12 protein-coding genes and 2 pseudogenes are annotated in these 12,242 nt (G+C 74.5%); 6 read left to right on the top strand and 8 right to left on the bottom strand.

Annotation, left to right across the window (positions count from 1 at the left end):
- Positions 1–154 precede the first annotated feature (154 nt).
- From K7862_RS10210 to aroA, 3 genes are all read left to right on the top strand, one after another.
- On the top strand, positions 155–778 hold the full coding sequence (locus tag K7862_RS10210) for a bifunctional 4-hydroxy-2-oxoglutarate aldolase/2-dehydro-3-deoxy-phosphogluconate aldolase (protein ID WP_222962140.1): 624 nt from the start codon (positions 155–157) through the stop codon (positions 776–778).
- A 38-nt stretch (positions 779–816) separates the two neighbouring features.
- The gene (locus K7862_RS10205) at positions 817–2,085 is read left to right on the top strand and encodes a cytochrome P450 family protein (protein WP_222962139.1); all 1,269 of its coding nucleotides are present in this window, start codon (positions 817–819) and stop codon (positions 2,083–2,085) included.
- A gap of 378 nt (positions 2,086–2,463) precedes the next feature.
- Positions 2,464–3,699 (top strand): 3-phosphoshikimate 1-carboxyvinyltransferase, encoded by a 1,236-nt coding sequence (gene aroA / locus K7862_RS10200; protein WP_222962138.1) that lies wholly within the window; start codon positions 2,464–2,466, stop codon positions 3,697–3,699.
- 15 nt (positions 3,700–3,714) lie between these two features.
- Here aroA and K7862_RS10195 read toward each other — a convergent pair whose 3' ends face one another.
- From K7862_RS10195 to K7862_RS37455, 6 genes and pseudogenes are all read right to left on the bottom strand, one after another.
- The gene (locus K7862_RS10195) at positions 3,715–4,509 is read right to left on the bottom strand and encodes an arylamine N-acetyltransferase family protein (RefSeq protein WP_222962137.1); all 795 of its coding nucleotides are present in this window, start codon (positions 4,507–4,509) and stop codon (positions 3,715–3,717) included.
- Complete coding sequence (locus K7862_RS10190) at positions 4,502–4,885, bottom strand: VOC family protein (protein ID WP_222962136.1); 384 nt, start codon at positions 4,883–4,885, stop codon at positions 4,502–4,504. The genes K7862_RS10195 and K7862_RS10190 overlap by 8 nt, the downstream gene beginning before the upstream one ends.
- Before the next feature lie 108 nt (positions 4,886–4,993).
- A complete protein-coding gene (locus K7862_RS10185; protein ID WP_222962135.1) occupies positions 4,994–5,470 on the bottom strand; it encodes an RICIN domain-containing protein in 477 nt (158 codons plus the stop codon).
- A gap of 387 nt (positions 5,471–5,857) precedes the next feature.
- Positions 5,858–7,195, bottom strand: coding sequence for a hypothetical protein (locus tag K7862_RS10180; protein ID WP_222962134.1), 1,338 nt, complete (start codon positions 7,193–7,195; stop codon positions 5,858–5,860).
- A 53-nt stretch (positions 7,196–7,248) separates the two neighbouring features.
- Complete coding sequence (locus K7862_RS10175) at positions 7,249–7,950, bottom strand: VOC family protein (RefSeq protein ID WP_222962133.1); 702 nt, start codon at positions 7,948–7,950, stop codon at positions 7,249–7,251.
- 36 nt (positions 7,951–7,986) lie between these two features.
- Positions 7,987–8,325, bottom strand: a pseudogene (locus K7862_RS37455) (helix-turn-helix domain-containing protein); the annotation flags it as partial.
- On the opposite strand from K7862_RS37455, the pseudogene K7862_RS37450 reads away from it, so the two are divergent.
- Positions 8,306–8,653: pseudogene (locus K7862_RS37450) on the top strand (aldo/keto reductase); the annotation flags it as partial. The pseudogenes K7862_RS37455 and K7862_RS37450 overlap by 20 nt on opposite strands.
- Before the next feature lie 303 nt (positions 8,654–8,956).
- Here the strand turns inward: K7862_RS37450 and K7862_RS10165 are convergent.
- Complete coding sequence (locus K7862_RS10165; RefSeq protein ID WP_222962131.1) at positions 8,957–9,727, bottom strand: DUF6193 family natural product biosynthesis protein; 771 nt, start codon at positions 9,725–9,727, stop codon at positions 8,957–8,959.
- 555 nt (positions 9,728–10,282) lie between these two features.
- Between K7862_RS10165 and K7862_RS10160 the strand changes: the two genes are divergently transcribed.
- Positions 10,283–10,429 carry a hypothetical protein gene (locus K7862_RS10160; protein ID WP_222962130.1) on the top strand — a complete coding sequence of 49 codons (147 nt, stop codon included), beginning with the start codon at positions 10,283–10,285 and terminating at the stop codon, positions 10,427–10,429.
- Between the two features lie 16 nt (positions 10,430–10,445).
- Here K7862_RS10160 and K7862_RS10155 read toward each other — a convergent pair whose 3' ends face one another.
- The gene (locus K7862_RS10155; RefSeq protein WP_222962129.1) at positions 10,446–11,039 is read right to left on the bottom strand and encodes a GNAT family N-acetyltransferase; all 594 of its coding nucleotides are present in this window, start codon (positions 11,037–11,039) and stop codon (positions 10,446–10,448) included.
- Positions 11,040–11,279: 240 nt separating this feature from the next.
- Here K7862_RS10155 and K7862_RS10150 point away from each other — a divergent pair, with 240 nt between their 5' ends.
- Positions 11,280–12,140 (top strand): acyl-CoA thioester hydrolase/BAAT C-terminal domain-containing protein, encoded by an 861-nt coding sequence (locus tag K7862_RS10150; protein ID WP_222962128.1) that lies wholly within the window; start codon positions 11,280–11,282, stop codon positions 12,138–12,140.
- Positions 12,141–12,242 lie beyond the last annotated feature (102 nt).

Here is a 12,242-nt window from a genome sequence, read left to right as displayed (position 1 = left end):
GGGCGCGGGGCCGGGAAACCCCCGGCCCCAGGGGACTCATGCTCCTCTCATGTCACGGTGCGGAAACAGCTCCCGCCGCTCGGGGCGTCGCGGCCCCGCGTCCCCGGTAGCGTGCTGAGTCCGTGCAGCACCTCCAGGAAGGTGGGCGTCCGCCGTGTACCGCTGGGAGACCACCCGGGCCGCACTGGCCCAGCGCGTGTTCGCCACCATCCGCACCGAGAGCTACGACCAGGCCGCCGCCACCGCCGACACCCTGCTCTCCGCCGGCCTCACCACCCTGGAGATCTCCCTCACCACCCCGTTCGCGCTCGAGGCCGTCACCACCCTGGTCCGCGAGGTCGGCGACGACGCCGTCATCGGCGCGGGCACGGTCCTGGACGAGGTCTCCGCCCGGATGGCCATCGAGGCCGGCGCCCGCTTCCTGCTCGCCCCCAACCTCGACGAGGCCGTGCTGCGCACCGGCCACCGCTACGGCGTCCCGGTCTTCCCCGGCGTCGCCACGCCCACCGAGGCGGTCCGCGCCATGGAACTGGGCGCCGACGCCCTCACCCTCTACCCCGCCACCGCCTACAGCCCGGACTGGGTCGTGGACCTGCGGGCGATCATCCCGCACGTCGCGCTGCTGCCCACCGGGGGCATAACCGTGTCCGCCGCGCCCGACTGGGTCGCCGCCGGCGCCGTCGCGGTCGGCATGGGCTCGGCGCTCACCGACGGGGACCGCGAGACCGTCACCAAGCGCCTCACGCACCTGCTGGAACGCCTGGCAGACCCGCACTGACACCGCGCGGCGCACCGCGCTCCGAGGGGGGAACCGCGATGGACGACCACGACGACGCCCGCGGCGGCCTGGCCGGCCCGCCCGACCCGACCGGACTGACCGGCCCGACCGGGGACCTGCCCGGCCACGACGTCATCGACCTCACCCGTCACGGCGCGGAGTTCGTCGACGACCCGTATCCCGTCTACGCGCGGCTGCGCGAACGCGGCCCGGTCCACCGGGTGGTCACCGAGAGCGGCGAGATGTGGCTCGTCGTCGGCCACGACGAGGCCCGTACCGTCCTCGCCGACCCCCGGCTGAGCAAGGACTGGCGGATCCTGGACGGCAGCACCGAGGAGGCCGGCCCGGTCAGCGCCAACATGCTCGAGTCCGACCCGCCACGCCACACCCGGCTGCGGCGCCTGGTCGCCCGCGAGTTCACCCCACGGCGGGTGGAGACCCTGCGGCCCCGGGTGCGCCGGATCACCGGGGACCTGCTCGACGCGATGCTGCCGGCCGGCGAGGCCGACCTCATCGAGAGCTTCGCCGTCCCGCTCCCGCTCACCGTCATCTGCGAACTGCTCGGCGTGCCCACGCTCGACCGGGCGTCCTTCAGCGGCTGGACCCGTGCGATCCTCGGCGAGACCGGCGACTTCGCCGCGGAGGCCGCCGCCGGGGAGGCGATGCGCGACTACCTCGTCGAACTCATCGAGGACAAGCGGTGCAGCCGCCCGCGCGACGACTTGCTGAGCGCCCTGATCCGCACCCGGTACGAGGACGGCGACCGGCTCTCCGCCGACGAACTCGTGAGCATGGCCTTCCTGTTGCTCGTCGCCGGCCACGAGACGACCGTCAACCTGATCGCCAACGGCGTGCTCGCGCTGCTGCGCCACCCCGCCCAGCTCACCGCGCTCCGTGCCGACCCGGACACGCTGATGCCCGGGGCGATCGAGGAGATGCTGCGTTACGACGGGCCGGTGGAACGCGCCACCTACCGCATCACCCGCGCCCCCTACCCGATCGGCGGCGTGACGGTGCCCGCCGGTGAGATCGTCGCGGTCGTCCTGGCGGCCGCCGGCCGCGACCCGGGCCGCCACGCCGCGCCCGACACCTTCGACATCCGCCGCCCGCCGCAGTCCCAGCTCGCCTTCGGCCACGGCATCCACTTCTGCCTCGGCGCGCCGCTGGCCCGTATGGAAGGCGCGATCGCCCTCACCGAACTGCTGGCCCGCGCCCCCGGGCTCGCCCTCGCGTCCGTCCCGGCCCCGCTGCGCTGGCGGCCCAACCCGCTGATGCGCGGCCTGCACCGCCTGCCCGTCACGTTCTGACCCGGGCAGAGCCCTGAGCCGGGGGCGGGTCCGGGGCGGCGGGCTTGTGCCTGGGGCGACCTGCTCCTGAGCGGCGTGGGGCCCGGACGGCGTGGGGCCTGGTCCTGGGACGACCTCGGCCTGGGTGGCGCGGGGCCTGGCGGCCGCGGGCGCCGGGGACGGCGCTGGCCTCGGGGACGGCGCGGGCCTCGGGGGTGGGACCGCCCGGCACGTCCCCCGCCCGGCGCGTGGCCCTGCGGACGGCCCGGCTGGCAATTCGTGGCCATTCCTCGGACGCCCGGACGGACAGATGTGCCGTCCGCCTAGACTCGCCGCGTCGGCACGCGGCCCAGGCCGTGGCGCCGGAAGACGCAGAGAGACCCGCCAGGAGGCCATCCCGTGAGTGTCGTCGCCGTACCCGGCTCGAAGTCGGTGACCGCGAGGGCCCTGTTCCTCGCCGCCGCCGCCGACGGCACCACCGTGCTGCGCCGGCCCCTGCTGTCCGACGACACCGACGGCTTCGCCGAGGGCCTGACCCGCCTCGGCTACGACGTGCGGCGCGAGGCCGAGGAGTGGCACGTCACCGGCCGCCCGCAGGGCCCTGCCGCCGCCGAGGCCGAGGTCTTCTGCCGGGACGCGGCCACCGCGGCACGCTTCCTGCCCGCGCTCGCCGCGGCCGGCCACGGCACCTTCCGCTTCGACGCCTCCGCGCAGATGCGCCGCCGCCCGGTCGCCCCGCTCACCGAGGCGCTGCGGTCGCTCGGCGTCGACCTCACCCACGAGGAGGCCGAGGGCCACCTCCCGCTCACCGTCGTCGCCGACGGCATCAAGGGCGGCGAGATCGACCTGGACGCCAGCCTGTCCTCGCAGTTCCTCACCGCGCTGCTGCTCACCGGCCCGCTGACCGCCGAGGGCCTGCGGATCCGCGTCACCGGCATCGTCTCGGTGCCCTACGTGGAGATCACGCTCGCGATGATGCGCCGTTTCGGCGTCACGGTGACGCGCGAGGGCGACACCTTCGTCGTGCCGCCCGGCGGCTACCGGGCCGTCGACTACGCCGTCGAGCCCGACGCGTCCACGGCGAGCTACTTCTTCGCCGCCGCCGCGCTCACCGGCCGCTCCGCCACCGTCCCCGGTCTGGGCGCCGGCGCCCTCCAGGGCGACCTGCAGTTCGTCGAGGTCCTGCGCGGCATGGGCGCGGACGTCGAGATCGGCCCCGACAGCACGACCGTGACCGGCACCGGCCGCCTGTCCGGCACCACCGTGGCCATGCGGGACATCTCCGACACCATGCCGACGCTCGCCGCCATCGCGCCCTTCGCGGACGGTCCCGTGAGGATCGAGGACGTCTACAACACCCGCGTCAAGGAGTGCGACCGCCTGGAGGCGTGCGCGGTGAACCTGCGCCGCCAGGGCATCCAGGTCGAGACGGGCCGCGACTGGATCGAGATCCAGCCCGGCACGCCCGCGCCTGTCGAGATCGCCTGCCACGGCGACCACCGCATCGCGATGAGCTTCGCGGTCGCGGGCCTGCGCACCCCGGGCACCACGTTCGACGACCCGGGGTGCGTGAAGAAGACCTTCCCCGGCTTCCACGCGTTCTTCGCCGGGGTGCGGGCCGAGTGGGGGGTGTGAGGGCCCGCGGCACGTTCAGGGCAGCGGCGCGACGACCGGTTCGCGGTCGAGCATGATCCCGAAGTGCTCGCGGTAGGCGGGCAGCACCTCGTCCGCCGCCAGCTCCCGCTGCTCACGGTCGCCGTCGGCGCCGGTCAGCACGAGGGTGCGGCCGCTGACCGTCACCCTCCCGGTCTCCGTGAGCCGCGTGCACACCAGTGACTGGCGGAAGTGCGAACGCGGCGAGGTGCGCTGCCACCAGGACGTGGCCTCGAAGTCCCGCAGCTCGCGCGGCCGTTGTTCCAGTCGGTACTCCGGACGGCCGTCGTTGAGGACGTCGATGTCGCCGTCCGGGGTGTCGGTGATCCGGAACCGTCCGCCGGGGTCCGGCTGTTCGTCCCGGCTGCCGAAGTGCAGCGGGTAGTGGCTGTGCCGCCCGAAGCCGACATCCGCCAGCCACGGGCCGCTGCCGTCCGACGGCACGACTCGCAGCGCCAAGTGGTCATAGGGCGGCCCGAGTTCCTGGTCCTTGCCGAACACCCGCGCCGCGAGCACGGTCACCTCGTAGCCGACGGCGCGCAGCAACGCGGCGAAGGCGCCGTTGAGTTCGTAGCAGAAGCCGCCGCGGCCGCCGAGGACCTTGTCCACCAGCGCGGACTCCTCCAGGACGATGTCCTGGCCGAGGTGGATGGAGAGGTTCTCGAACGGCACCGTCATCTGGTGCCGCAGGTGCAGGGCGCGCAGCGTCTCCGCGTCGGCCGCGGACGGGCGTTCGGCGCCGATCCGCCGCAGATACGCCTCGGTTCGGCCGGAGTCGAGGAGGTCAGGCATCCGTCGCCGCCCGCTCGGCCGCGCTCCGCTCCACGCAGAACTCGTTCCCCTCGGGGTCGGCCATGGTGACCCAGCCGGTGCCGTCCGGACGCCGCAGGTCCCCCACGATCCGCGCGCCGAGGTCGAGCAGCCGCGCCACCTCCTCGTCACGGCCGCGGTCCTGCGGCTGCAGGTCCAGGTGCACACGGTTCTTGACGGTCTTGGACTCGGGCACGGTGATGAACAGCAGCGTGACGCCGGCCGAGGAGACCACGGCCTCCGGGTCTCCCGGTCTGTCGTCGTCCGCCAGCCTCCCGTCCACCACCTGGGCCCAGAAGGACGCGAGGGTGTAGGCGTCGGCGCAGTCGAGGGTCACATGCCGTACCAGGGATGCCATGGGGGCAGCCTATGCGGCGGCGGCCCGGCGTGGCCTGCGGAATTCCTGCCGGCCGCCGGTCCCGGCGGCAGGAACCTCCGCGGGCCGGCGTCCCGGCCGGCGGTGTGCTTACTGCTCGGCCGAGTCCACCGGGCGCACCAGCCACTCCGCCGCGCCGTCACCCGCGGCGGCGGCGCGGTTGCCGATCGAGGTGAGGGTGCCGAACGGCGCGTCGTCGAGAGCCAGCGCGACGAGCGAGGACCCGTCCGTGACCTCGACGCGCCACCGGTCGGGCGAGGCGCCGCACGTGCTCAGCCACAGGGCGGGCGGGAAGACCACGGCGGGGGAGAGCCCGAGGCAGCGGCCCTCGCCGGCGGGCTCGACGAACTGCACGGTGCCGTCGTCCATGGCGCGCACCGTCCACACCGTGCTGGGGCCGCACACCCTGAGCGCGCCCCCGATCAGGCCCTCGCTCGCCGCGAGGCAGCGGTTGGTGCCGGCCAACTGGATCCGGTACGTGCCGGTGCCGGCCGCATGAGCGGGAGCGGCCGGGAACAGCAGGGCCGCGGTGGCCGCGGTGAGCGACAAGAGCGAGCGGGTACGCACGGGACTCCTCCGGGGGTGCGGAGCATCAGGGACTCCGGGCCGTGGGCCGACCCGCCCCCAAGATCGCGCCTCCACGCCCCAACTCCCGGCAGGCCACGGCCATCCCCACCCGTTCGGCCCACGACCCCGGGCGCGGACTCCGCCTGTCGGCTCTGTGCGGTGGTGTTCCGCTCTGCGCCATCGGGGGCACTCGCTCCTCGTCCCCGGGCCGGAAAGGTGAGTGGGGGCCGGGGGCGGCGGTGGCGGGTCAGCGGGCGGTCGAGGGCTGGCGTCCGCGGTCACGTCCGCACGGGGTGCCGCGAGTCGATCCCGCGAGTCGCCCCCGCGATCCGACCCCGCGGGGCAGCCCACAGGCCATCCCGCAGGCCGTCCCGCCGGATCAGGCGGTCAGGCGAAGCGCCCGCTGCGGACGGGGCCGGACGAGCGGGCGCGGTCCCGCGGGCCCGTGAGCCACTCCTCCCGCACCCGCTCGGCGAGCGCGCTCAGCGCCTCCGCGGAGTCCGCCGGCGCCTCCCCGTCCCCCTCGTCGACCCGCGGCTCCGCCGTGACGATCTCCGCAGCCACCTCTTCGGCGGGCCGCTCGTCCGCGGGAACGTCGTCCCGTTCGCCGTCGGCCGTGAATCTCATCCGCTCGCCCCAGGGCGCCACGACCGTCTGGACCAGCAACGTACTGACGTCGGCGGAGACGGCCGGCGGGTCGGTCCAGCACGTGGCGTGCTCGAACAGCACCTGGCCGGGCACGCGTTCCCGCAGGCCCACGACCAGCTGGCGGTCGCACTCGTTCAGGTCGTACGCCACGACCAGCACGTCCGCCGCCCCCGGCCGGTACGGCTCGGCGGGCAGCCCCAGCACCTCGGCCGCCGCGAGCCCCAGCACCTCGCTGTTCCGGTCGGGCAGCAGTCCGACCGACGCGGGTGTCCGCCCGGTCGCCGCCAGGACCGTCCGCAGCCGCTCCAGGCCGAGCCGGCACGACGCCCGCGTGTCCTGCAGATACGCCCAGCGGCCGGTCATGCTCGTGAACCCGTACGGCGACAGCGTGCTGAGCAGGCCACCGGTCAGCGCGAAGTGCCAGCCGCGCAGGTCCCGGTCGCCCTCCGGCGCGGCCGTCGCCACCCGCGCCAGGATGCGGGCGATGCGTTCGGCGGCCGGCTGCCACTGCTCCGGTGCCGCCGCCAGCGCGCCGAACACCCGGGCCGCCTGGTCGACGCGCCCGGCCATCAGCGCGTTGTAGGCCAGCAGGTAGCCGTCGGGCCAGTCCTCGGTGAGCGTGTCGTGCTCGCTCAGCACGTCCGCGGCCTCGGCGTGCCGCTCGCCGTCCTCCAGAGCGACGGCCAGTTCCACCAGGACCTTGCGCGGCGCGACATCCGGCGGCGCCGGCTTCCGTCCCCACCGGCCGCTCTTGCGCGGCGTCCGCCCCTGCCGCTGCGACGCGTCCAGCGACGCCCGGAGCGCCGGGACGGCCAGCGCGGACACACCGCGCTCGATGCAGTCGTACCCGAACGCGTAGAGGGCGGTGGCGTCGTCGGGCCGTGCGACCAGGCCCGCGGCCGACGTGCGCAGATCCTCGAAGCCGGAGCTCTCCGCCAACTTGGCCACGAGCGGAGCCAGTTCGGCGGGGGGTATGGAGTCGGCCGCGAGCCGGAGCGTGCGCATGGCGCCGCGCTGGTCGCCGGAGTCGAACAGCTCCCATGCGGTGGAAAGTTCGGGATGTGTTGTCTCAGTCATCGCCGACGATGATCCAGCCCGGTTCTTCCCGGCGGCAAGGGGGTTTCAGGAGGTCATGTCGCGCGTGGGCGCCCGAGGTGGAACTCGTTGCCCTCGGGGTCGGTGAAGAGGTGCGGCGCGGCCGTCCGTCCGGCACCGGCGGTAATCAACTTCCCTTCCAGCGCGCTGAGATCGTCGGCCGTGAGAGCGAACCGCAGGCGGTTCACGCCGTGTCTGGCGGTCGCCGGGGGTCCCATCACCAAGGAGGGCGCCGTGCCTGGGGCGGCCGCCAGGCGGACGCCCCAGGCGGCCTCCTCCGTGATCTGCCAGCCGGTGGCGGCCGCCCAGAACGCGCCCTGCAGCGCGGGATCCGCGGCGTCCTGGCACACCTGGGCGAGCCGCCCGGCCGCGTCGGCCCCCGGCAGCACGCAGAATTCGTTGCCCTCCGGGTCGGCGAGGACCTCCCAGGGCACGTCACCCTGACCGATGTCGGCGCGGCGCGCCCCGAGCGCGAGCAGCCGCCCCACCTCCGCGGCCTGGTCGTCGCCACCGGTGAGGTCCAGGTGCAGGCGGTTCTTGCCGGACTTGCGCCGCCCCGACGCGACGAAGACCAGCTCGACGGCCCCGCCCTCGCCCGGCCCGACCACCCCGCCCTTGCCCTGCCGCCACCCCAGGGCCTCCGCCCAGAAGTGCCCGAGCCCCGCCACGTCCCGCGCCTCCACGACGACCGCCAGCCGCTCCACGACGCCCCCTCCCAGGCCGAGTCCTGCCCTCACCCTATGCACCGGCCGGCAGGCGACCGCAGCCATCGGCTAGGGCACCGGCACCGGCGGAGGGGGACCGGAGGCTCGGAGACGGCGGGCGTCCTGGCTGGGGGAGACGCCGAAGAGGCGGCGGTACTCGCGGCTGAACTGCGACGCGCTGTCGTACCCCACGGACTGGGACACGGCCGTCATGTCGCCGGACCGCCCCGCGAGGATCAGCCGCGCCTCCTGGAGTCGGATGGGCTTCTGGAACTGGATCGGGCTCATGGCGGTCACCGCCTGGAAGTTGCGGTGGAAGGCCGAGGTGCTCATACCGGCCAACCGGGTCACGTCCGCCACGCGGAAGGACGCCGCGTAGTCGTCGCGGATCCAGTGGACGGCGCGGGCCCCTGATCGAGTCCAGGTCGAGTACTCGCTCCTGGCCCGCGAAGTCGCGGGCGAGCTCGCGCCGTTCGCCCGTGACCAGGGGCTCGCCCTCGTGCCGTGGAGCCCGTCGAAGAACGGCTTCTTGTCCGGCAAGTACCGGCGCGGCGACGAGGTCACCGACGCGGCGCGCGCCGCGCACGTCGGAGGGCCCGGCGCCGCCGACTGGGAGGTCATCGACGCGGTGGCCGAGGTGGCGGACGAACTCGGGGCAGGCTCAGTGGCCGTGGCCCTCGCCTGGCTGCGGGCGCGCCAGCAAAGCGTCGTGCCCTTCGTCGGCGCCCGGCGCCCTGAGCACCTGGAAGGCAACCTGGGCGGGCTGGACATCAGCCTCAGCCCCGCGCAACTGAGCGTTCTGTGCCGGGTGTCGGCCCACGCGTTGGACTACCCAGCGCCGATGAACAGCGAGTTGCGCGCGATGCTGCAGTTCGCGGGCACCACGGTCGACGGGGAACCGTCCGCCGTCTACCCGCCGCTGCTGCGGAGCGAAGTCCGGTACGAGACCCGCCCGGGTGTAGCAGCCGAGCCCCGGCCCGGCTGTTCGGCGCCGACCGAGCGGGGCTGCCCGGCGCCGATCGAGCGGGAGCGGAACACCTCAGTCCCGGGCCGTACCGGCGACGGCGGGACCGATGTCCGCCGGCAGGTTGCGGACCACGAGCGCGACCGCCTCCTCCGCTGTGTCCGTCTCGCCGATCACCGCCCGGCGGCTCGGCCCGCACACCCGGAAGCGCCCGTCCTGCAGCGGATCGACGAACGGCACCACCCAGGTGAACGGATACCCCGTGCAGGTCGTGAAGTGCAGGGACCGCTGGCTGGTGAACGGGTAGAGCTGCCGGAGCTTCGGCTCGGCGAAGGCGGCCTCGACCAGACTCCGGACGGTGGGGCTCGGCACACCGCCGTGCAGCGACTCGCGCAACTGACGCCACTTGACGGCGACGGCGTCCGCCGGCCCGCGCTCGTGCGCCTCGGCGAGTTCGCCGAACGTCACGAACGGGCAGAGGGCGCGCAGCTCGTGGAGGGACGCCCCCGACCGCCAGACCGCGGCCGCCCTGGCCACCTGGTGCAGATCGGGCGTCCGGCCGCGGACGAGTTCGACGCCGCGGCTCCACCCGCTGACGATGAACGCGCGCTCCTCGGAGGCGAGATGGACGGTCAGGGGCTGCCGGTACGCGTCCGGTCCGGAGCGGGCGGGCCCGCCACCCGCGTACCCCGCGCCCCCGGGCACCTCACCGAGGTCGAGCCCGAGGTCGGAGGCGATCCGCCGCAGTGCCGCGTCGATCCCGCCGGCGGCCACCAGGTCCGGGTAGAGAACGGGGTCGGGCGCCTTGCCCTCGGCCCCCGCCCCGGCGGAAGCGAACGCGCTCATCGGCCCACCGCCGAACGCACCGTGCGGCGTCCCGCCGAACGGCCGATCCCCCTCTTGCCCGACCCGAGCCTCCCAGTGCCCGTCCGCGGCGCCACTCCGAGTTCCACCTCGCCTGTCTCATCCATGACGGCGATTCTCAGTGCCGAACGGATCACCCCACAACACCCCTGAGCTGTGGAATTCCCCTTCCCGAACCCCGTCAGCAACACGAGCACGGACGCGCCTCTGGTGCATCATCCGCATGCACCGGCCGTCCTTCGGGCGGGCACATTCCGGCCACGGGGAGCGGACGCCTCGCGGCATTGCAGGCAGCGGCCACGATCGTCGCGCTCGCCGTCCGGATCGCCCGGGCCCCCGGCGCCCAAATGGGCATGCGGGGATTCCCGCGACCGCCTCGTACTCGCGGCATGGCCCTGCCCCTGCCCTCGACGCGGTTCCGGGACCCGCGCACGACCGGGGACGACTTCCTCGACTGGATCCTTGTGCGATGCCCCGCCTGCGCGGAGGTCGCGTACGTCATCCCGACGCCCGAGCTCTCCACGCCGTCCTCTGCCCATGCTGGCGCCCGGACTCCAGGGCGCCCGCTGTTCGCACCGCGACGGCGCCCTGATGGTCGAGCTCGCGGAGGCCGAGGGCGGCCCGCTCACCCTCACCGGCTTCCAGCCGCGAGGCGTCCGCGGGACGCGGCAAGTCTGGGAGTAGTGCCCGGTGCCGCGCGTCAGCCGGAGGCGCCGCCCCGTGGGTCGGAACCGGGGGCGGCGGCCTCACGCGCATCGGTCGCCAGCAGCGCGTACATGGTCATGTCGCGGCGTTCCTCGCCGATCCGCTGCCAGCTGCGCAGCAGACCCTCCCGCTGGAATCCCGCGCGTTCCGCACTGCGGGCCGACGCGGTGTTCCATGGTTCGACGTACAACTCCAGGCGCGCGATGGACAGTTCCTCGAACGCCCAGGTGGAGACCGCGCGCAGCGCCGCCGCCACGGCGCCCCGCCCGCGCGCCGACTCCACGAGCCAGTACCCCAACGACGCCCGGCCCTCGGGCGCGTCCCTCATCCGGAGCGACATGACGCCGAGCGGAAGGTCCTGCCGGTCGGCGATGACGAAGGAGTAGCCGACCCCATCCGAGGCGCGCTGCCACTGCCGCCGGACGAACCGCTCTCCGGCTTCGTCCGAGTAGACCGCCGGAACGCTCGTGAGCAAGGGGATGTACGGGTCCGACGACGCCTCGTGGACGAGCGGCAGGTCCTCCATCCGCCACGGCCGCAGCACGAAGTCCCCGGCGACCAGCACCGGCACTCGCAACGCACCATTCATCCCGCGATGATCCCACCCCGCCGCGCGCCCCGGCCGGCCGCCCCGGGCGTCAGTCCAGTCCGTCGAACAGCAGACGGTTCAGGACGGCGGGTGTCCGGTAGGGCGCAACTTCGCCGCCCGGCGAGGGACGGCGGGCGTGCCGTCAGGCGCAGCTCCACGGTGACGGGCGGGCCGTGACCGTCGCGAAGCCGGAGCGGTAGGTTCGTCCCGTGGGACGGAGCCGGCAGTCAGGGGGCCGAGGTGGCGGAAATCGTCGAGCACGAGCTGACCGCGCCCTGGGAGGGCTTCCTCGCTGAGCCGGTCGGCGGCCCCACCACCGCGGGCGTCGTCGTGTTGTCCGGTTCGAGCGGGCGGATCGAGCGCGACCGCTGCCGCCTCTTCGCGCGGGCCGGGGTGGCCGCGGTGTCCGTCCGGTGGTTCGGCGGGCCCGGGCAATCGCCGGGCATCTGCGAGATCCCCCTGGAGACCTTCGCGGCGGCGACCGGACTGCTGCGCGACCGCGGCATCGAACGCGTCAGCATGCTCGGCGTCTCCAAGGGAGCCGAGGCGGCACTCCTGCTCTCCACCCTTTCGGATCGCGCCGACGCCGTGATCGCACTCGCCCCGACCTCGGTCGTGTGGGCGAACGTGGGCCCCGGCGCCGACGGCCGGGAACGTCCTCACCGCTCGTGCTGGACCTGGCGGGGACAGCCGCTGCCGTTCGTCCCGTACGAGGACACATGGAAGCCGGCCGAGCCCGACGGCACCCCGGTGTCCGTGCTCGGCTGGTACGAACGCAGCCTCGTCGCCTTCGCCGACCGGCTCCCCGCCGCGACCATCCCCGTGGAGAAGACCGCGGCCGACCTCGTCCTCGTCGCCGGCGGCGCCGACCGCATGTGGCCCTCCCTCCGCTTCGCCCGCGAGCTCGCCGATCGATACGCGACGACCGGGCGCACGGCTCCTCTGATCACGCGTCCCGACGCGGGCCACCGCACCGTCTTCCCCGGTGAAGTGGCGCCGCCCGCCTCCACCCGCTTCGACCACGGCGGCACACCCGAGGCCGGCGCCCTGCTCGGCGCCGCGGCATGGCCGACCGTGCTGGCCACCGTCCAAGGAGCCTGAGAGCCGGGGGACTTCGATCCAGCCGCGCTCCCATCACCCTGCCGCAGGAAGCCAGGGCACGCCCCGACGTTGCACGTGAGCCCCCCGATTGCCGTGGGACGA

Source organism: Actinacidiphila acidipaludis (assembly GCF_019890725.1).
GTDB classification, from domain to species: domain Bacteria; phylum Actinomycetota; class Actinomycetes; order Streptomycetales; family Streptomycetaceae; genus Actinacidiphila; species Actinacidiphila acidipaludis.
The sequence above is the reverse complement of the archived record's forward strand: the minus strand, read 5'-3'. Positions and strand labels throughout refer to the sequence as shown.

What these genes read in the sequence shown, in the direction of transcription:
- K7862_RS10205 (WP_222962139.1), top strand. Translation starts at nt 817, where the DNA reads ATGGACGACCACGACGACGCCCGCGGCGGCCTGGCCGGCCCGCCCGAC.
- K7862_RS10195 (WP_222962137.1), bottom strand. Translation starts at nt 4,509, where the DNA reads ATGCCTGACCTCCTCGACTCCGGCCGAACCGAGGCGTATCTGCGGCGG.
- K7862_RS10190 (WP_222962136.1), bottom strand. Translation starts at nt 4,885, where the DNA reads ATGGCATCCCTGGTACGGCATGTGACCCTCGACTGCGCCGACGCCTAC.
- K7862_RS10180 (WP_222962134.1), bottom strand. Translation starts at nt 7,195, where the DNA reads ATGACTGAGACAACACATCCCGAACTTTCCACCGCATGGGAGCTGTTC.
- K7862_RS10165 (WP_222962131.1), bottom strand. Translation starts at nt 9,727, where the DNA reads ATGAGCGCGTTCGCTTCCGCCGGGGCGGGGGCCGAGGGCAAGGCGCCC.
- K7862_RS10160 (WP_222962130.1), top strand. Translation starts at nt 10,283, where the DNA reads ATGCTGGCGCCCGGACTCCAGGGCGCCCGCTGTTCGCACCGCGACGGC.
- K7862_RS10155 (WP_222962129.1), bottom strand. Translation starts at nt 11,039, where the DNA reads ATGAATGGTGCGTTGCGAGTGCCGGTGCTGGTCGCCGGGGACTTCGTG.